Source organism: Parafrankia elaeagni (genome assembly GCF_000374165.1).
In the GTDB taxonomy this organism is placed as follows: domain Bacteria; phylum Actinomycetota; class Actinomycetes; order Frankiales; family Frankiaceae; genus Parafrankia; species Parafrankia elaeagni.
In genome coordinates this window covers 124,040-142,637 of record NZ_KB893715.1, presented here as the reverse complement: position 1 = coordinate 142,637, position 18,598 = coordinate 124,040, and the positions used below count along the sequence as shown (strand labels likewise).

Here is an 18,598-nt window from a genome sequence, read left to right as displayed (position 1 = left end):
CGGCAGCCATCCACACCCACGTCCGCCTGCACTGGGGAATCGAGAACCGCCTCCACTACATCCGCGACACCGCCTGGCGCGAGGACGCCTGCCACGCCTCCCGAGGAAACGGGCCCAGAAACCTCGCCACCATCCGCAACCTCGCGCTGAGTCTCCTCCGCCTCCACGGAGTCCGAAAGGTCAAGGAAACCCTCGAGCGCATCGCCGGCGACCGCTACCGGGCACTCCACTACCTGGCTACATAGGGCAATGGATCGTCACACTAGGCGATCTTCGCGCAGCCCTGGGTCTGACCCCCACCGTGTTCGGAGCGGTTGCCGGCGCGATCGTCTATACGGGCTGCAACATAATGCTGGCGTGGCGGGGGGCGCGCCACCGGAAAATGTTCTGGGGGGGCAGCAACCCTCGGAGGGCGAGCAGGCGGGCTCTGGCACGGCCCTCGCGCTCGGGGCGCTGCTGGACGGCATCCCCGAATCGGTGGTGATCGGTGCAAGTCTGGTGGGTGGTGGGGTGGTCAGTGCGGTCACCGTCGCGGCGGTGTTCGTCAGCAACGTGCCCGAGGGGCTGTCCAGCGCCGCGGGGATGCGCCGGGCCGGCCGCTCCCCGAGCTACGTGTTCGGTCTGTGAACCGGCATCGCGCTGATCAGTGGTCTTGCCGCGGTCGTCGGGTACGCCCTGTTGGGTGGCGTCTTGCCCATGGGCCTGGCCGCGGTGACCGCCGTGGCGGGCGGCGCCATCCTGACCATGGTCGCGGACACGATGATTCCGGAGGCGTTCGACGAGGCACATCTGGCGATCGGCCTCATCCTTCTCGTCGGATTCCTGGGCGCGTTCTCGCTGTCGGTCTCCGATCGGTGATCCGGCCGCAGGAGTTCTCGGCGGCCGTGCCGCCGCCCGCTGGACTGGCGGGCCTGAGATCGCCCGCGGCCGGTGCGGGCTCACCTCGCCGCGTCAGGTGCGGGCCACCCGGATGGTTCCCTGGCGACCGCGCCGGGCCCGCTGGGTTCATCTCCGCCCGGACGGGACAGCGGCACTGCACGAGGTGTTGGAGGCCCGGCTGGGTGACCCGCCCGCGACGCTGATGCGGTCGATCGCCTGGGACCAGGGCACCGAGATGGCCCATCACGTCACGATCAGCCGCTAGCTCGGCGCGCAGGTCTACTTCTGGCACCCCCGCTCGCCCTGGCAGCGCGGCCCGAACGAAAACACGAACGGCCTGCTGCGCGACTACTTCCCGAAAGGCACCGGCCTCAGCGTCCACTCCCCGGAACACCTGCTGCAGTGGCAGTCGAGGAAAAGCTGAACAGAAGACCACGGCGCGTCCTCGACGACTGCACACCGGCCGAGCTTTTCACGGCGCTGGTAGCCTCCGAAAACACTCCATATTGCAACGTTGACCAGAACCCGCCTCGGCAGAAACCGTTCAGTTTTCGCTCGGCGTCAACAGACGACGACGCGGACGCGCCGGAGACCGAAGGGGTCAGCACCGTCCTGCGCCGCGAGGAACAACGACCGGGAAATCATGACGGCGATCTCCGGTAAAGATGCGCCTCCATGGACGCCTCGTACTGGTGGAGGCCGGCCGACGGGAGCTGGCCCCGACTGTCCGCCGGTAGTGCGCCACGAGGCGCCACGTTGTATCCCGGTCTCAGCCAGGAGGGATGGGAGGAGTTTCTCTGGGCCAGATGGCTTACCCGGGTCCGAAAAATGTTATCTTAAAGAACCCAGGTGTGAACAGGACCGGGCCAACTTCAGATCCAGACTGGACTGGACTGCCTACGTGATTTTTTATGCGGCGGAGAAGGCTTTTTCGATCTCTTGTTCTGGCGTCTCGGGATCGAGTTGCTTGCGGTGGCGGGCAACACCGAGGACGAGGAGCGCTGCTCCGCCGACGAGCCAGGCGGTCAGGGTGAGGACGGGGTGAAGGCTGCCGTGGCCGTCAAAGAAGGCGAGATCACGGATAAGGGCGCCGGTGGCTCCGGGCGGTAGCAGTTGCCCGATCGCCCCCCAGGGCTCGGGCAGCAACTCCGGAGCGTTGCTAAGGCCGGACAGTGGGTTGCCGAGCAGGATGAGCAGGATCGCGGCGATGCCCAGCCCGGCGCCGCCGAACAGTGTGCGCAGGCCCAGCACAGCTGTTGCGGTGGCGCCGATGCCCAGCATGGCGCCCAGTGAGGTCAGCCAGTAGTTCCCGTCGAGGGTTCCTATACCGAACTGGAGCACGGCGGTCAGACCCAGGCCGCCAACGACGGCGAAGATACCGGCGGTGAGCATGCGCCGTCCCGGGGTACGGAAAACCAGCATGATCACGGTGGCGCCGATCCAGCCGCCCAGCGCCAAGGGCAGTGCGCCGGCGGAGAGGCCGGCGCCCCGGCTATCGCCGGGGGGAAACGGGCGGACGTCGGTGACGGTGGCCGGGACGTCGCTGGCGCTCGCGATGCCGGCGCCAACCCCCTGCGCGGTGGCGGCGATCGAGACGCTGGCCGCGCTGGCGACGAGGGTGTGGACGCCGTCCGGATCCAGGATGACGGCGCCGTAGACCTTGCGTTCCAGGATCGCGGTCCGGGCGGCGTCAGCGTCGGCGTAGGTCCTGATGTCGAAGGCGTCACCGCGGCTCTCGAGCTGCTGTTGCGCTGCTGTGACAGCCGATGGCGGGCCGACGACACCGAGGTCGACATGGTGGGGGTTCAGGTTCGCCGCGGGCAGGGCGAACGCCGTGAGCATCACCCCGAGCAGGATCGTCAGCCCCGCGACGATGCCGGCTACGCGCACCGGCTCAGCGACGGCCCGGCCCGGTGCTGGAGGGCTGCTGGAGGGTGGTGCGGCGCTCATGGAGGACTCCCTTTAGTTACGGTGCGTTTCTTAACTCGTGGGCACGATAGTCTCGCCCATTAGGGAACGCAACGTAGCTTCGAAGGAGGGGGATGGCCGCCACACGTCGACGCGGCGCCGAATTGGAGAGCGCCATCCGCGAGGCCGTGCTGGCCGAGGTCGCTGAGCACGGCTACGCCGGGACCACCTACGAAGGCGTCGCAGCTCGGGCCGGCACCGGCAAACCGGTCCTCTACCGGCGTTGGCCGACGAAGGCTGAGATGGTGCTCGCAGCCAAGGCCGACGACTTCGTGCTTCCGCGTGCCGCAGACACCGGCACCCTGGAAAAGGACCTTAAAGCCCTGCTCCATGAGCTGCGCTCGATGATCGAGGTCGTCGGTCGCGAGACGATGCTGCGTCTGCTGGCTGACCTCGAGCCGCCGTCCATGGGCGTCATGCGCTCGTTGCTGCTGGCCCGGGGTATCGAGGCCATCGCGCCGGTGATTGACCGTGCGCGGGCCCGCGGTGAGCTGCCGGACATCGACCTGCCGCCGCGGCTGCTGTCGCTTCCCCTGGACCTGGCCCGGCACGAATTCATTCTCACCGGGGAACTGCCGGACGATGTCATCGATGCCATCGTCGAAGAGGTCCTCCTCCCGGCGATGCGCATTGGCCGCTCGACATGAGGGCGAGAGGTTGCGTGCAGTTGAGGGGTGAGGCCGTTCCAGGCGAAAGATGGAGTCCGGCACTCAGGTTGGGGGCCGCGCCACGGCGGCGGCATCGAAGAGACAGTCGGCGAGGTCGGGCCGGGCGCTGCAACGCCGAGATCTGGTGGCCGATCCCGCGGGGGTGCAGCAGGGTCCGGACGACCCGCCGCCCCTGTGACCGGTGGAGCCTGACGAGCGCTCGGTCGGTGTCCCCGGCTGTGACCACGTTGCGACGGACCCAGGGGCTGCCGGCGGGGAAGGCACGATCGAGGGCCCAGAACGCCAGCAGCAGCGTTCCCCCCGACTGGCCTGCAGCTTCGGTCAGTTCTCTAGGGTGGCGGGAGGACGTGTTTGCGGGCTGCCAGTTCGACGAGCCGTAGCGGAAGGTGTGTATGGATCTTTCTGGTGTCGGGGTGTGGAGTCACCATCTTCGTTTCTTCGATCCGGCGGAGGCCGCGGACGCGGCGGCGGAGCTCGAGGAGCTGGGTTTCAGCGCGCTGTGGATTCCTGACGCCGGGGGTGCGGTGTTCGAGGCCGCCGGCCGTCTGCTCGCCGCGACTCGCCGGACGGTGGTCGGGACAGGAGTCCTCAATCTGTGGATGCACACGCCGACGGAGACAGCGGCGGGGTACGCGTCACTGGCCGCCGCGCACGGCGACCGGTTCTTGCTCGGCATCGGAGTGAGCCATGCGGTGCGGGTCGACGCTTCGGAGCCTGGCCGGTACCGGCGGCCGTTGGCGGCGACGGAGGGCTTTCTCGACGGGCTCGACACAGCGGAGACCCCGGTACCGGTCGAGGGACGGGTCCTGGGTGCCCTCGGTCCGAAGATGTTGAGGCTCGCCGCGGAGCGCGCCCGCGGGGTGCATCCCTACCTCGTCACCCCTGACCACACGCGTCAGGCCCGCGATGCTCTGGGTGAGGGCCCCCTTGTCGTCCCCGAACAGACAGTGATTTTGTGTCCTGGTGCGGATGAGGCCCGCGCGATCGGTACCAGCTGGTTGCGGCACTACCTCGACCTGCCGAACTACGCCAACAACCTCCTGCGTCTCGGGTTCACCGAGGAGGACCTGGCGTCGGTCAGTGACCGCCTGTTCGACTCCCTGATCGCCTGGGGAGACGAAGAGGCGGTCAGCCGCAGGGTGGAGGAGCACCGGGCCGCCGGTGCCGACCACGTGGCGCTTCAGGTGGTCACCGCCGACCAGAGGTCATTTCCGCGTGAACAGTGGCGTCGTCTTTCCGAGGTCGTGCGGTAGCCACCCAGCTGGCAGGAGCGAGGTCCAGTCGAGCGGGTCGCGGCTGTCGCTGTGTTCGTCGACAGTCGCGGACCGTGGGTCGGGCGACGACGCTGGCGGTGCCTAGCGAGAGTGGTGGGCGACGGCGAACGCTCGAAGTTCCCGGGCGACGTCGGGGCCGCTCGGATTGTACATCACTTCGCAGAAGCCGGCGCCGGCGAGCCGGTCGAAACCTCGCCGGACGGTCTCAGGGTCTCCGACGATTTCCCCGAGCGCCGGCCCCTTGGCATCGAAGTGCTCGACGAGCGGGACGTCGCGCGGCGACAGGTGGGTGACGTGTCCCTCGAACGTCAGGAGGTGGCGCTGGTCCTCGGGTGCGAGAGCCTCGAGTTCGGCGCGCCAGGCCTGCCCGCCGGGCAGGGCGTCGACCGCCGCCGCGCCGCCGACGGCGTAGGCCGTGTGCGGGGTGACGACTCGCCAGGGCCCTACGGCCTCGCGTACGCGCGTGGAATGAGGGTCCTCGCCGGGGTCGAGGACCGTACCGCTCACCATCGTCGCGGTCGGCAGGGTGGGATGCGGTGGGCCGATCGTGCCGTCGGCCACCTCGGGCGCTCGTTCGTTGCCGCGAGGTCCCAGGACGCTGAGCCACAACGGCACGTCCAGCGGTCGCTCGGCGGCCAGGCCGGGCCAGTGGAGCATCCGTGCCGGCTTGCCGTCCACGACCGCTGTCTCCCCGGCGAGCAGCTTGCGGAGACTCGCGACGTGCTCGAAGAGCTCGTTCAGCCGCAGGGGAGGCTGCCCGGTCGTCATGCGGGCCGTGTGGCCGGTACCGAAGGCGGCCCGGAAGCGGCCGTTCGACAGCCGCGCGATCGTCGCGATGCTCGACGCCGTCGCCATGACGGACCGTTCCGCCGGGATCAGCACCGCGGTGGCCAGGCCGATGCGTGTCGTGCGGACAGCGGCGAGCGCCAGGTGGACGAAGGGGTCCTCCCACAACGACGACGAGCCGAAGATCCAGACCCGGGCGTACCCGAGTTCCTCGGCGAGGACGGCGAGGTCGGCGAAGTCGGGACCGGGTGGCAGGCCGCAGGACAGCTCGATGTCAGGCACGGCGGTCGAGTCTTCCAGAAGAAGCCGGGCTCAGCTACAAAAGCCCATTTCGTCAACGACAAGCATGACCTTGACGCCGAGATAACTCCTCAGGCGGTAGCCGTCGAGGACCCGTGCTCACCGGGGTCCGCTCCGGCCGAGCTCGAGGTGTCCCGCGACTGTGGCGGCACGTTCGACGCCGTCATGCTCCCATCGCTGGCTCTGTCGCACGTCTCGGCGACGACGGAGGAGACTTTTGGCCGCCGGACTGGCCGTCGCGACGGCCACCGCCCTGTCGCTCAAGATCTCAGAGAGGTCAGGACGTCAGTGCTCGCTGTTCTCCGGCTTCGACCTGGCTGTTCCATGTCTGTTTGCCGGCTTGCCAGCCGTCTTCGTCGTGGCCGGCCCGCCAGTAGCCGGAGATCGACAGCCATTCCATGGGTAGTCCCCGCTCGACGCGTAGCAGGCGCCGCAGTGTCCTGACCGTGCCGGCTTCGCCGTGGACGAAGACCTGCCCGGTGCCCGTGGGGATCTCCAGCGTGGTGACGGCTTCGACGAGCGGGACGCCGACGGGGATGCGAGGCAGGGACGCGGCGATGGCGGGCAGCGTGCTTTCGTCGCCGGCGAGCAGGTGCCAGTCGGCGTCGGTGCTCGGGGTGTAGGCGCCGCCGGGCCGTTGAGCAGGATCTCGGCTCCGGGCGTCGCGGTGGCGGCCCAGGTCCCGGCCAGTCCTTTCTGGCCGTGCACCACGAAGTCGATCTTCAGCTCGCGGGAGCGCGGGTCCCAGGCCCGCACGGTGTAGGTGCGGGCCCGGGGCCACTGGTCGCGAGGCAGCTGCTCGCGCACGACCTGCAGGTCGAACGGCTCCGGGTAGGTCACTCCGGGGGTGAGGAACAGCGGTTCCACGTAGTGGTCGGTGAAGTCTCCGGTGGTGAACCGGTCCAGTCCGGGTCCTCCGAACACAACGCGGACCATGTGGGGCGTGAAAGGGCGTTATGCGAACTGTTGAAACTGTGGCGAGGGTTGTGGGTTGATGTTCGTCCTGGTCCTGGTCCTGGTTGTGGCTGGTGCCGGCTGTGTCGGGTTGCGGTTCCGTCGGGATGAGTTCTGCTGGAAAGCATGCAGACCCGGAAGCCCTATCCCAGTGAGCTTTCCGATGAGGCGTGGGAGCTGATCGTCCCGGTCCTGTCACGGGTAAAACGCGATGCTGGTGGGTCGGTGAGCGGCAGGGTCAGGGTGCGATGAACTGAAGGTCGAGTTCGATCTTGACCTTGTCCGCGAGAGCCAGTTTGCCGGCACCGAGCGGCATGTTGAAGGTGATACCGAAGTCACTGCGGCGGATCTCGCCGATGGCGGCGAACCCGGATCGCACACGGTCATCGATGGGGTGGGTATCGACGCCGTAGAACTCGACGTTCAGCGTGACGGGCTTGGTCACGCCGTTGATCGTCAGGTTGCCGGCAAGTGTGTACCCGTCGTCGCCGCCCGTGACCGAGGTTGACACGAAGGTCATGCTGGGGTGCTTCTCTAGGTCGAAGAAGTCGATGGTGCGCAGGTGTGCATCGCGGTCAGCCTGGTTCGTGTTGATCGAGGCGAGGTCGATCGCGGCTTCGACGGCCACCGATCCCACCGTGTCACCGACGGTCAGGGTCGCGTCGAAGGTGTCGAAGCGGCCGCGGACATTGGTGACGCCCAGATGACGGATCTGGAAGTTGATGCTGGAGTGTGCGATGTCGACGGACCAGGTGCCGGCAACGAGAGGGAGTGGCTCGACGCCGGATGTGGATGCCGCTGGCGCTGTCACGGGGACCTCCAGGGTTACGCGTGGTGATCGCGACGATACTTGCGGGTACAACGGGAACTAGCGAAAGCTTAGTGGCCGACGAAACACAAGCCCATCGGGGTCCGTCGTCAGGGCTGCGGGCGTGATGACGCAGCGAAGGGCCCGGGCCGCGCGGCAGACGGGACCAGCGACCCACCGTCCGATCCGCCGAACGCGATTTGCCGAGCCTTCCGGGCGCGATACGACCGGGTCGCAGTTCGTGTGAGCTCGGACCTTTCCCACCCAGGACATCCCTCGAGTGTTGTCGGACACTTGTGTTCAGATCAGAACATTGCTGGACTGTTGCGGAGGGTGAGCGCTGTGCCGGCTCGACACTCAGCCCACGAGAGCAGTCCCGGTCGGCGCGGCCCCCTGCTTCCCGTCGGCGATCCGCCGTGCGCGCCGCCGACAAGCGCTCCCTCGCGTGCCCGGCACCAGAGTGCCCTACGATATGGGCATACGTACCGTGTCGCTCGCGGCTATGTGACGGGCTGTGGGGCAATGGTGACGATGCCCATCTTTCGGGCACAGCAGAAATCGGGGTCTCATGACACAGGGTAACGCGAATCTTCATCCGCTTGCGCGGGCGACCCACAATCCGCCTCCTGGCTGGCAGCCGAAGGGCATCGACGTATCCATCCCGAGTGTTGCCCGCGTCTACGACGCGATCCTCGGCGGCAAGGACAACTTCCCTGTGGACCGAGCCATCGCCGAGGAGCTCGTTGCGTTTATGCCCGACGGGCGCGAGGCCGCGATCTACAACCGGGCTGTGCTCGGCCGTGGTGTCCGTTACCTGGCGGAGCAGGGAATCCGCCAGTTCATCGACCTCGGTTCCGGCCTGCCGACCGCCCGCAACACGCATCAGGTGGCACAGGAGATCATCCCCGAGGCCCGGGTCATTTACGTCGACAACGATCCGATCGTGCTGGCGCATGGCCGGGCCCTGCTCGCCGAGAACCAGTACACCACGGTCATCACGGCCGATGTGCGGCAGCCGGAGGAGATCCTCAGTCATCCCGACCTGCGGTCTCTGATCGACTTTGACCAGCCGATCGGCCTGCTGATGCTCGGAATCATCCATCACCTCAACGACGAGGAGGACCCGGACGGCCTGGTTGCCCGGTACCGAAACGCGGTGGCTGCCGGCAGCTACCTGTTTCTCACCCATTTCGTCGATCACGGCACCCAGACCGACGACCTCCAGAAGGCCCTCCTCACCGACCTCGGTACCGGCCGGTTCCGCACCCTGGAAGAAATCACCGCCTATTTTGATGGCCTGGAACTCGTCGAACCCGGCGTCGTTTACAACCCGCTGTGGCGGCCGGATGGTCAACCTCCCGAGACGCTGCGACTCACCGAAAAGCTGATCGGTGGAGGAATCGGCCGCAAACCCTAACGAGGAGCACGGAACCCCTCGGAGCAGGAACTGTTGCGACCCTCCGTAAGGAATTTCTGATCGTCGGTAGGATAGGCCCGAGGGGGCATCTCACTCTCGGGCTCCGGCAGATCCGGGCGTGACGATCTCTCGTCGCCAGGCTGAGAGATGTATGAAACCCCAGGTCGCCATCGGTGGCCGAGTTCTGATACCTCACACAACACCAGGATGACTGAGCCACCGACGGCTGGCAGCCAGCCAGACAATCGCCCACCATCACGCAACTGATGAGCTGATAGGCGTGAACACCAGGACAAGTCCTTACCAAACGTGCCGGTATAAAACATACAGTCAAGTGGTTACCGGTCGGTCGGAGGTGTGGGATGTCCGGAGCGGGTCTCCCACCGAGGGCAGAGCCGCCGCGCCCACCCGCGCCGGATGCCCCGCCCCGTACCAGCGCGCGTGCACTGGCCCGGTGGTCTGCTGGCCTGGACCGCGAAGAACCACCTTTCAGGCTGCTCGCGCTCGCTCCCTCACGCACCGGCCGGGCGACCAGCCGCACCGACGTCGACCGGGCCTTGCGCCGGTCTTCGACTACATGGCCACCTTTGGCAAGGACATCCCCGAGCTCGTCACCCTGGCCACCACCCTCGACCAGTGGCGCAACGAGACTGGTCACGTCGTCCTGCTCGGGATCACCCACGCCAAGGCCGAAGGCGTCAACCGCCTCACCAAGCTCGCTTACCAGGTCACCTTCGGCCTACATAACGTCACCTACCAGCAACGCCGCGCCAACTGGACCACCTCACACGCCGCGCCCGCCCACACTGACTACCTCGCGTCACCGCCTGCCCTAAGACCACACGATCAGCCGGCTCCACATCCCCACGAAACACAGAGAGCAATATTTGTTTAATTTGATACCTTGACCACATGCATATCGGACGGTTCGCCAGCGCGGACGGCACCACCTGGTTCTGGGGGCTCGTCGACCTCTCGGCCGACACTGCCCGCCGCATCGTGGGACCGCTGCACGAATGGGCGGCCCAGGCCGCCGCCGAGCAGACGCCACCCCTGACCGGTGCGGATCTCCCACTGGCCACGCTCCGGCTCCTGGCCCCGCTGGCACCCGGCGCCCGCGTGCTCGGTGTGGGCGCGAACTACCGGGCGCATCTGGCCAGGTTCGGGGTCGAGCCACCGAAACATCCCGCCGCGTTCATCAAGCCGGACTCGGCAATTGTCGACCCGGGTGGCGAGATCAGCTATCCCGCCACCACCTCCCAGCTCGACTACGAGGTCGAACTGGTCGTCATTCCGACCGGGCGGGCGGGCGAGCCGGTGCTCGGTTACACCATTGGCAACGACGTCAGCGCTCGCGACGCCAAAAACCTCGGCGGGCTGGACCTGTTCGGCATGAAGGCGCTCGATGCCACCAGCCCGGTCGGGCCGTGGATCAGCACGCCCGCGGAGCTCGGCGCCGGGCGGCAGCCCGAGGTGGAACTCAGCCTTCGCGTCAACGGGGAACTGCGGCAGCGCGACAACACTGGCCAGATGATCTGGTCCGTCGAGGAGGTTTTGCGCTACCTCGACGACCGGGTCGCGCTGCGTTCTGGTGATGTCGTCTTCACCGGCACCACGGCCGGTGTCGGTCTGGAAGACGGGCGCTTTCTAGAGCCTGGCGATGTCGTCGAGGCCGAGATCGCCGGAATCGGCGTGCTTCGCAACACCGTCGGCAAGCGGTCCTGACCGGCGGTCGGCCCCGGGCGCGTGCCGCGTGGCGCGGGAGCCGGCGCTCGCCCCCCTACCCGCTCGCCCCAGTGCTTCGAGGAAAACGGCCAGGTGTCGATGCAGCGCAGCCCATAGCCGTTCGCGCTCACGTTCAGCCCAGTCATCGCGACCGGGTTGTCCTTTGTGCCGGACCTGGCGTCGAGTCCCTGCAGGGACCGGTGATGCCGCCAGCGCGGCCACGGGCGACGATCAACGGATCGTCGCCCGTGTAACGCTCAGGTAGTCGCCGGAGTTCGGGACCTCGCCTTCTCAGGTCTGTCTCCGGCGCTGGGCCGATTCCTCGAACGTAGGACCGCACCTGTTCCTCAGGAACTGACCTCACGGACCTGCAGGGCCCCTTCGGGACACGCTTCGGCGCCTTCGCGGGCAGCGGCCTCTAGGCCGGCCGGGACCGGCCCGACCACTTTCACGAACCCTTGCTCGTCGAGCGTGTACACCTCAGGGCAGATATCAGCGCACATCCCGTAGCCGCGACATCTCTCCACGTCGGCGACGACCTCCAGGGCACCCGATCCGCTGTTCACTATCAACCTCCACAGTCATGTTTGACACTAGAGTCATATCTTGCACTTTTCGACTCAAGAGGGTGCACGGGCCAGACCCCGACTGCACGGGCGGCGTAACCGGGTCGGCACAGCCACGTCGGCATTCTGCCCGCCCTCGCACCGACGGCAGCGCCTTCATCACTGGATAAAGCATCGTCGTCGACGGCGGCAGGACCGACCGGATCCAGGTCCCGCCTTCGATTGGGATCATGGAGCGGAGCCCGCCAGCCCCTTGATCCAGATCATGGACACGCGGGTCGGACGGCCACCGAGACGGCCGCCCGACCTGTCCGCCGATCCGAGGGCAGAGATGGGTACCTGGTGTCCAGCGTCAGCCCCAGACGAGGGGAGCGCGTCGACGCCGGCGACGTTTCCGCCGCGGGAGGTCACAATGTGGCCCGACTTGAGCCGGTAGGTCGGGATCCGCCGGTGTATGTGCTCGTGCACGGTCTTGAGCCCAAGCTGGGCCAGGTGCGGGCCGGCACCGAAGGTCATCGAACCTTCGGAGGCGGGGTCGAAGTCGACCGTCTCCGGATCAGTGTAGAACCGCGGATCGCGGTCCAGCGCACGGTTCACGACGATGACCGGGTCCGCCGCCTCGTGGAACACCTGCCCGCAGAACCGCGGGAACGACAAAAGCACAGCGACGCCACCCCGTCGACGTCCATGTCCGCCAGCCGCGCCGCCGAGTCGTAGCACCCCGGTCGCATCTCGTCGAACCGCAGCGGCTTCGTCGTGAACTCCCTGAGGTCCCGACCCGCCGACGCCCCCAGCCCCGTCGTCGGCACCCGCCGCCCCTCACACACCCAGAACCCCTCCTCCCTCTCAGGCACCACCCACGGCGCTGCCTCCGCGAACCGCGCCGGCAGCCGGTCCAGCCACATCCGCGGATGCTCCAGTGCATGATCGCCGACCGAGATCATGCACTCCAGCTGTCGACACCCGCCCACCCCACATGCAGGACTGATCGAACAACATCTGTAGAATACGTACACCACAGGCAGGCGTCAAGATCGAAGGCTGTCGCTCAGCAGGCCACTAACCGCCTCGCCAACGCGACACGACCAACCCCTGACCCCGTCACGCCGCCTTGGCGCAACCGGGCTGCGCGAACCTGGCAGCCGGGCGCCCGGAGGGTGCCAAGGCGCGCATGTATGCTGTGCCGACTGTTCAGACAGAACACAATTTGCTTAGTACGCAATCCGTGGGCTGCCGACTCCTAGCCACCCACCGCGGCAAGGATGCCCGTGCTCCTCCGAGGGGAATGCGGCGTCTTTCGCCGCGGCCATGGAGAAGAAATGGCGGCATACCAGGTCCTCACTCACCCGGCGAAACCGGACAAACCGGAAAACGAGAGCAACCTGCACCGCCAGGCCCCTCACGTGTTGCTCTCTTTTCCAAGGAGAATTGTGGAAACAGGCACAGGACACTTACGACCCCGGCGTCCCGGCGGCGGGCACAGCCGCCGTGCGGCAGCGTTGGCCGCTGTCACCCTCGCCGCTGCGACGGCCTGCGGCATCGGCGGCGATGACGGAAGCCCCGGCGCCGCCTGTGTCAGCCCCGGGGTCACGTCTGACGCCATCAAGGCCGGTCTGATCTACCCGAACAGCGGCCAGATGGCCAACGTGTTCAGCAGCTTCCAGTCCGGGGTCGAGGCGCGCTTTGCTTCGGAGAACGCCGAGGGCGGCGTGAACGGGCGCAGCCTCACGTTTGTCTGGCAGGACGACTTCGGCACCGACGAGGGCAACCAGAACGCCGCCGAGGCGCTCGTGGAACGCGAAGGGGTCTTCTCGATTCTTGAGCTGACGACAGCTACCAGGGGGTCCGCGGAGTACCTGCATGATCAGGGTGTTCCGGTCTTCGGTCCAGGCCTCGAGCCGTCCTGGTCGACACTCGAGAACATGTTCTCGTGGTCCAGATCCGTTTCCCCCACCTCGTCCACGACGACGTGGGGGGAGTTCGTCCGAGCCCGCGGCGGAACCAAGGCCGCTGTCCTCGGCGTCTTCGCCGACCCGATCTCGCAGGGGGGTCGGGAGGCAATCGCCAACAGCATGCGGACCGCCGGCGTCGAGGTGGTGGCAGAAATCGATATGAACGGGAACGGGCTCTTCTCCACGCAGGCCATACAACAGATCAAGGCGTCCGGCGCGGACACCGTGGCCGGAATGGTTCTCCTTCCGCAGGCCATCTCGCTGATGGAAGCGGTCCGGACGGGCGGGCTGTCCCTCAAGGTCGTCCTGACGCCGGGCAGCCTCTACGACTCGGACACCCTCCGGCGGTACGGCCCACTCCTCGACGGCGTGTACGTCTACCTGGACATTCTCCCGTTCGAGCTGAACCTTCCGGTTCACCAGGAATTCCGTCAGGCCATGGCGCGATACGCACCTGAATCCCAGCCGCCGGAGCGGACCATCGCGGTGAACGGCTGGATCATGGCCGACATGTTCATCGAGGGCGTCCGGCGAGCCGGTGACTGCCCGACCAGGTCGGATCTCATCCGCAACCTGCGGCAGGTTCGCGACTACACGGCCGGTGGCTTCCTCCCGGGAGCGTTGGACCTCACGGCGTACCAGGACGTCTCACGCTGCTATTCGTTCGTCCGGTTCACCTCTGCGTCGTTCTCGGTGCAGGACCCGCCCCACATCTGTGGCAAGGTCATGCCGCTGTCCTGAGCACGGCTGTCCGGAGCACTGTCGAGGAGGACCGCCGAACGTGGTGCACCGGCTGGGCGCGGCGAGCCCGGCCGGTGCGCCACTACCTCCAGCTCGCCGTGCCCCTGATCATCGCCATACATCACCGGAGATAGAGGTCGGGTCGGCCGTCGGTCTTGCCCTCGTCGGCGTCGGCGTCGGCGTCGGCGTCGGCGTCGGCGTCGGCGAGGCAGTGTCCGCCTGGGAGGACGACTGACGACGCTCGCAGGAAAGTGCGCCATCGTCACCGGAGCCGGCGGGGGTGTGGGACGCGCCCGCGCCCTCGCGGAGAAAGGCGCCTGGTGCCCGGTGTCAGTCCCAGACGAGGGGGAGCGTGTCGACGCCGGCGACGTTTCCGCCGCGGGTTCGCACGACGTGGCCCGGCTTGAGGCGGTAGGTCGGGATCCGCCGGTGCATGTGCTCGTGCACAATCCTGAGCTCGAGCCGGGCGAGATGCGAGCCGGCGCAGCGGTGCGGGCCGGCTCCGAAGGCCATCGTGCCCTTGGGGTCGCGATCGAAGTCGACCGTCTCCGGGTCGGTGTAGACCCGGGGGTCGCGGTCCAGCGCCCGGTTCACGACGATGATCGGGTGGCCCTTCTTCATCGAGACCCCGGCGTAGCTGACGTCCCTGGTGAGGTTGCGCCCGGCGATGACAGCACCGTCCCAGCGCAACAGTTCCTCGACCGCCCGGCCGATAATCTCGGGCTCCCGCACCAGGCGGTCGCGGTGCTCAGGGTGCTGCGACAAGAAGAGGTACTGAAAGCCGATCACTCCCTGCACGGTGTCAAGCCCGGCCAGGAACAGCAGGAAGGCGTGGTCGAGGATCTCCTCATCATCGAGCTTCTCACCGTCGATCTCGGAGTCGATGAGCACGCTCATGATGTCGTCACGGCGGTTCCGCCTGCGCTCGTCGCGGATCTCGGCGAGCCGGGCCCTGACCTCGGCACCGGCCTTCGCGCGGACCCCGCCGGTCGAGTCGGTGTGCTGACTGTGCAAGATCTGGTAGTTCCAGCTTTGGAACCGCGTCGCCTCCTCCCGTGGAAGGCCGAGCAGGTCGACGAAGATCTTGGTGGGAAGGGGCTGGGCCAGCTCGGAGACAAGCTCGCACTCCTTGCGGTCGATGAACGCGTCGATGAGCTCGTCGCAGATCTGACGGATCTTCGGTTCCAGCGCGTTCATCCGATTGGGGGCGAAGACCGGGGCTAGCAGCATCCTGTGCTTGGTGTGCAGCGGCGGGTCGACCTCCAGCGGCAGCAGCGGCCGGGAGTTGCCGAGCCCGTGTGGCACGCTTACGGACGGCTGGGCCGCGAACAAGTCGGGGTTCTGCCAGACGTAGCGCCCTTCGTCGAACCCGGTAACGATCCAGAACCCGCCGTAGTTGTCACTCCAGGTGATCGGGCATCGGGAGTGCATTGTCTTGTAGACGGGGTGCGGGTCCTGCCCGAAGGCGGGGTGGTGGTGGTCGAAGTGGGTCGCGAAGTACTCCACCTCCTCCGGCGACAGCGGACGCGGACCGTCATAGTCCACTAAGGTCGCCGGCAGCCCGTCCGCCGCCGGATGGGTCTCGCTCCTCGCCATCGTCCGCGGTCCTCTCGTCGCCTCATGCGGTTGTTCGACGGGGACGTCCAGCGCCGCCACCGGGATCCACTCGGTTCCGGGACACCGAATTACAGGACACATCGAACATATTTCGAACGATCTGCTCAGTCTAGGCAGTGGCCGGAAGGCCGGTCAAGGCGTACGATCGATGAGACGATTTGAGCACTATCTGTTTATATTGCCAACATCCGCAAGTGTGCCCCCAGGTGCCCAAGGAGAGCGATGAGCGCGACGATCAGCAGTGTCTTCGACGAGCTGAGCCGGGAGGTGGGGTCCACCCTCATCGGCGACCCGTACCCCCTGTTCGCCGAGCGGCGTCGCGAGACGCCGGTCATGGAGGGCGACATCATGGGCGAGTTCGGCCTTCCGGCCATGGCCGCGTCGGCCGACGGCAGCCGCCCGATGTACACGCTCTTCCGCTATGAAGACGTGACCGCCGCGCTCCGCGACGCCGCGACGTTCTCCAGCAGAGTGATCATGGAAGTAATGGAGCCACTGTTCGGCCGAGTCGTCCTGGGCATGGACGGCGAGGAGCACCGGCTGCACCGCGGCCTGTATGCGCCGGCCTTCACCCGCCGCCTCGTGGAGTCCTGGCGGCAGGAGGTCATGCGTCCCGTGGCGCGGCAGATGGTCCGCGGCATCGCCGCCACCCCCGACAAGCGGACCAACCTCGTCGATCTCGCGCTGGCCTTCCCAGTCAAGATGATCTACCAGGTCATCGGCCTGCCCGAGGACCAGGAGGCGTACGACGCGTTCGCTTACCGTGCCCTCGTCCAACAGCTCGCCTCGATGGGCATCAACCGCAGCAACCCCGAAGAGACAATGAACGCGCGGCGTCGCGGGCTCGAGGCCTCCAACGTGACCTATGAGCAGCTGCTCGGCGTGGTCAAGGAGCGCCGGGCGCTGGGCAGCGATGGCGATGACCTCATGAGCCGGATGATCCGCTCGGACTTCGAGGGGCAGCGGATGACCGACGAACAGATCGCGGGCTTCATCCGCGTGCTGCTCACGCCGGCGTCGGAGACGACCACGCGCTCGTTCCTGAACGTCACGACTCTGCTGCTGCAGCGACCGGAGGTGCTCGACCAGCTACGGCAGGACCGCTCCCTCATCCTCCCCGCGATCGACGAGGGGATGCGCATCGAACCGGTCGCCGTGGTGATCGGCCGCATCACGACCCGTCAGGTCGAGGTGCGTGGCGTTACCATCCCGGCCCATGCGGGCATCACCCTGTGCACCGGCTCCGCCAACCGCGACGAGGACGTCTTCGAGGATCCCGAGGCCTTCAACCTTCACCGTAAGTTCAGGACCGGGCTGGGATTCGGCCTCGGCCCGCACCTCTGCCCCGGAATGAACGCCGCCCGCGCGGAGATGCACGAGACCATCGACGCCCTCCTGGACGAGATGCCCAACCTGCGCCTCGACCCCGACCAGCCCGCGCCCGAGATCCGCGGCATGATGCTCCGCAGCCCTGCCGCCGTCCACGTCGTCTGGGACTGACCCACCACCACCCCGACCAGGGCCGCCACCTCGGTGGGTGATGGTCAGCCCACCCGGAGCCGATCATCACCCGGCCGAGAGCTCCGCACTCTCCGCGAGGGTCCTGAACGATGACACCGGCCGGGCATCCGGCACGGTCGTGGCTTCGATCCGCCGAGCGAGAACGAACGAAGGTTATGACGCCAGATCGCGGTCGAGGCGACGACGAGAGCAGCAAGCCGACGTCGTGAGGTGAGCCGTCCTCGGCATCCTCACCGTGGCACCCACTCGACGAATTCGATCAGGGTGCCAGCAAGCTCCGCGGGGTCGATCTGGATGCGCCGACCGCCGGCCGCCGGGCTCTCCGGAAGCCAGGAGAACCGCGTGCCACGATTCCTGAGGTCATCGGCCTTGGCATCCAGACCGTTGACCGCGATCCTGATGTAATACGGACCCGGCCCGTAGGTGTGCAGGTACTGACCCGTCTCACAGGCCCATCGGGTCGGCTCGATGAGATCAATGGTTGCGCTGTGGGCGAGTCTGAAGCCGAGCCGGGCCCGCCGGATCCCCTCCTCCGGGAACACCTCCACAGGCCCGATCGGCTCCCAGTCCAGATTTGCCGCGAGGGTGCCCAGCGTGGAGTCGAGGTCACGCACCAGATTGGCCCGGGCGGTTATCCGGATCATCTCTCCCGGTGCCGGATCGACCGGCTCCGGGTACGGCTCCGTGTAGGCCTCGGCCGGCAGCTGCAGCGGGACCCCGGAGTGAAACTCGATACTCAGGCCTCCGTCCACGGCACCCCGGTAGACAGGGTCCTCGGGAGTTATGCCCGTCCATACACGGGCGAACCACAGCACCTCGTCCCGCGGAGCGACCCGAAAGGGCAGCCGCCGGCTCACCAGCCGTTCGAGCAGGTTCTCGATGTCGTTGTAGGCGACGGTGATGGAGTGGGTCTTGATCGGCCGGTGAACCCCCTGGAACTCCTCGAGGCTGCGCAGGTGCGCGCCGAACGAGGGATCGACGGCGTTCGGGACGTCCCAGTGGTGCTGGGGCTCGAGCCGGGTCGGGGCCTGCGCCAGGGACTTGTTCACCCGCAGGAAGTGGGCTATGTAGTTGTGGGTGCTGTCCAGGCCGGACTTCATCGACTCCGGAGCCTGGCGCCACCGGGGATGCGAGTGCACGCCAAGTTTCTCGACCAGCAGTTCCGCATGCCCGTCCGGGTCCGGAACCATCAGATCGGCGGCTATCAGAAAGTCGTACATGGTTGTCTCCGTTCGACGCAGCGGGGACACCGGGGTGGGATCGATCCCGGCCACCCGGATACGCTCGACACCCGCTTCGGCTGACGCTCCGACTCCCGCCAGCCCACCCCCGGCCGCAGCTTTAGAACATGTTAGACGAAAATTGTCCATCTGACCCAACCGGTCATTCCTGGGACGGCAGGCGAAACCGCGGTCCAGCCCA

At 67.2% G+C, this 18,598-nt stretch carries 16 protein-coding genes and 3 pseudogenes; 11 read left to right on the top strand and 8 right to left on the bottom strand.

All coding sequences use genetic code 11. The annotated features are described in order from the left end of the window. From B207_RS40575 to B207_RS42790, 3 genes and pseudogenes are all read left to right on the top strand, one after another. Positions 1-245: pseudogene (locus tag B207_RS40575) on the top strand (ISAs1 family transposase); the annotation flags it as partial. Positions 246-286: 41 nt separating this feature from the next. Next, a pseudogene (locus B207_RS42795) lies at positions 287-858 on the top strand (ZIP family metal transporter); the annotation flags it as partial. A 112-nt stretch (positions 859-970) separates the two neighbouring features. Next, on the top strand, positions 971-1,144 hold the full coding sequence (locus tag B207_RS42790) for a hypothetical protein (RefSeq protein ID WP_018636419.1): 174 nt from the start codon (positions 971-973) through the stop codon (positions 1,142-1,144). Positions 1,145-1,788: 644 nt separating this feature from the next. Here the strand turns inward: B207_RS42790 and B207_RS0110160 are convergent. Further along, on the bottom strand, positions 1,789-2,829 hold the full coding sequence (locus B207_RS0110160; protein ID WP_026310904.1) for an ABC-2 transporter permease: 1,041 nt from the start codon (positions 2,827-2,829) through the stop codon (positions 1,789-1,791). Between the two features lie 92 nt (positions 2,830-2,921). Here B207_RS0110160 and B207_RS0110155 point away from each other — a divergent pair, with 92 nt between their 5' ends. Continuing rightward, entirely contained in the window at positions 2,922-3,494 is a 573-nt protein-coding gene (locus B207_RS0110155; protein ID WP_035740414.1) for a TetR/AcrR family transcriptional regulator, read from the top strand. Between the two features lie 413 nt (positions 3,495-3,907). After that, a complete protein-coding gene (locus tag B207_RS0110150; protein ID WP_026310903.1) occupies positions 3,908-4,768 on the top strand; it encodes an LLM class F420-dependent oxidoreductase in 861 nt (286 codons plus the stop codon). Between the two features lie 102 nt (positions 4,769-4,870). Here B207_RS0110150 and B207_RS0110145 read toward each other — a convergent pair whose 3' ends face one another. The 3 genes and pseudogenes from B207_RS0110145 to B207_RS0110135 all read right to left on the bottom strand — a co-directional run bounded on the left by B207_RS0110145 (position 4,871) and on the right by B207_RS0110135 (position 7,640). Beyond that, a complete protein-coding gene (locus tag B207_RS0110145; RefSeq protein ID WP_018636415.1) occupies positions 4,871-5,857 on the bottom strand; it encodes an LLM class flavin-dependent oxidoreductase in 987 nt (328 codons plus the stop codon). A 295-nt stretch (positions 5,858-6,152) separates the two neighbouring features. Beyond that, positions 6,153-6,811 (bottom strand): annotated as a pseudogene (locus B207_RS33340) (siderophore-interacting protein). Between the two features lie 256 nt (positions 6,812-7,067). After that, positions 7,068-7,640: a YceI family protein gene (locus B207_RS0110135; RefSeq protein WP_018636414.1), complete on the bottom strand. Its 573-nt coding sequence runs from the start codon at positions 7,638-7,640 to the stop codon at positions 7,068-7,070. Between the two features lie 565 nt (positions 7,641-8,205). On the opposite strand from B207_RS0110135, the gene B207_RS0110130 reads away from it, so the two are divergent. The 3 genes from B207_RS0110130 to B207_RS33335 all read left to right on the top strand — a co-directional run bounded on the left by B207_RS0110130 (position 8,206) and on the right by B207_RS33335 (position 10,779). Continuing rightward, a complete protein-coding gene (locus tag B207_RS0110130; RefSeq protein WP_026310902.1) occupies positions 8,206-9,054 on the top strand; it encodes an SAM-dependent methyltransferase in 849 nt (282 codons plus the stop codon). A 577-nt stretch (positions 9,055-9,631) separates the two neighbouring features. Further along, complete coding sequence (locus tag B207_RS0110125) at positions 9,632-9,949, top strand: transposase (protein WP_018636412.1); 318 nt, start codon at positions 9,632-9,634, stop codon at positions 9,947-9,949. 17 nt (positions 9,950-9,966) lie between these two features. Further along, positions 9,967-10,779 carry a fumarylacetoacetate hydrolase family protein gene (locus B207_RS33335; RefSeq protein ID WP_018636411.1) on the top strand — a complete coding sequence of 271 codons (813 nt, stop codon included), beginning with the start codon at positions 9,967-9,969 and terminating at the stop codon, positions 10,777-10,779. 347 nt (positions 10,780-11,126) lie between these two features. On the opposite strand, the gene B207_RS0110115 is transcribed toward B207_RS33335, so the two are convergent. Then, positions 11,127-11,345 carry a ferredoxin gene (locus B207_RS0110115; RefSeq protein WP_018636410.1) on the bottom strand — a complete coding sequence of 73 codons (219 nt, stop codon included), beginning with the start codon at positions 11,343-11,345 and terminating at the stop codon, positions 11,127-11,129. A 228-nt stretch (positions 11,346-11,573) separates the two neighbouring features. Next, the gene (locus B207_RS40570) at positions 11,574-12,008 is read right to left on the bottom strand and encodes a cytochrome P450 family protein (protein WP_195905271.1); all 435 of its coding nucleotides are present in this window, start codon (positions 12,006-12,008) and stop codon (positions 11,574-11,576) included. Between the two features lie 836 nt (positions 12,009-12,844). Between B207_RS40570 and B207_RS33330 the strand changes: the two genes are divergently transcribed. Next, positions 12,845-14,038 carry an ABC transporter substrate-binding protein gene (locus B207_RS33330; protein WP_018636408.1) on the top strand — a complete coding sequence of 398 codons (1,194 nt, stop codon included), beginning with the start codon at positions 12,845-12,847 and terminating at the stop codon, positions 14,036-14,038. A 40-nt stretch (positions 14,039-14,078) separates the two neighbouring features. Next, a complete protein-coding gene (locus tag B207_RS39645) occupies positions 14,079-14,273 on the top strand; it encodes a hypothetical protein (RefSeq protein ID WP_154675255.1) in 195 nt (64 codons plus the stop codon). Positions 14,274-14,368: 95 nt separating this feature from the next. On the opposite strand, the gene B207_RS33325 is transcribed toward B207_RS39645, so the two are convergent. Further along, positions 14,369-15,634, bottom strand: a complete 1,266-nt coding sequence (locus B207_RS33325) for a cytochrome P450 (protein WP_018636407.1) — start codon at positions 15,632-15,634, stop codon at positions 14,369-14,371. A gap of 243 nt (positions 15,635-15,877) precedes the next feature. Here B207_RS33325 and B207_RS0110090 point away from each other — a divergent pair, with 243 nt between their 5' ends. Beyond that, complete coding sequence (locus B207_RS0110090; protein WP_018636406.1) at positions 15,878-17,155, top strand: cytochrome P450; 1,278 nt, start codon at positions 15,878-15,880, stop codon at positions 17,153-17,155. Positions 17,156-17,406: 251 nt separating this feature from the next. On the opposite strand, the gene B207_RS0110085 is transcribed toward B207_RS0110090, so the two are convergent. Beyond that, positions 17,407-18,396, bottom strand: a complete 990-nt coding sequence (locus B207_RS0110085; protein ID WP_026310900.1) for a VOC family protein — start codon at positions 18,394-18,396, stop codon at positions 17,407-17,409. Positions 18,397-18,598: the final 202 nt, after the last annotated feature.

What these genes read in the sequence shown, in the direction of transcription:
- B207_RS42790 (WP_018636419.1), top strand. Translation starts at nt 971, where the DNA reads ATGGTTCCCTGGCGACCGCGCCGGGCCCGCTGGGTTCATCTCCGCCCG.
- B207_RS0110160 (WP_026310904.1), bottom strand. Translation starts at nt 2,829, where the DNA reads ATGAGCGCCGCACCACCCTCCAGCAGCCCTCCAGCACCGGGCCGGGCC.
- B207_RS0110155 (WP_035740414.1), top strand. Translation starts at nt 2,922, where the DNA reads ATGGCCGCCACACGTCGACGCGGCGCCGAATTGGAGAGCGCCATCCGC.
- B207_RS0110150 (WP_026310903.1), top strand. Translation starts at nt 3,908, where the DNA reads ATGGATCTTTCTGGTGTCGGGGTGTGGAGTCACCATCTTCGTTTCTTC.
- B207_RS0110130 (WP_026310902.1), top strand. Translation starts at nt 8,206, where the DNA reads ATGACACAGGGTAACGCGAATCTTCATCCGCTTGCGCGGGCGACCCAC.
- B207_RS0110125 (WP_018636412.1), top strand. Translation starts at nt 9,632, where the DNA reads ATGGCCACCTTTGGCAAGGACATCCCCGAGCTCGTCACCCTGGCCACC.
- B207_RS33335 (WP_018636411.1), top strand. Translation starts at nt 9,967, where the DNA reads ATGCATATCGGACGGTTCGCCAGCGCGGACGGCACCACCTGGTTCTGG.
- B207_RS33325 (WP_018636407.1), bottom strand. Translation starts at nt 15,634, where the DNA reads ATGGCGAGGAGCGAGACCCATCCGGCGGCGGACGGGCTGCCGGCGACC.
- B207_RS0110090 (WP_018636406.1), top strand. Translation starts at nt 15,878, where the DNA reads ATGAGCGCGACGATCAGCAGTGTCTTCGACGAGCTGAGCCGGGAGGTG.
- B207_RS0110085 (WP_026310900.1), bottom strand. Translation starts at nt 18,396, where the DNA reads ATGTACGACTTTCTGATAGCCGCCGATCTGATGGTTCCGGACCCGGAC.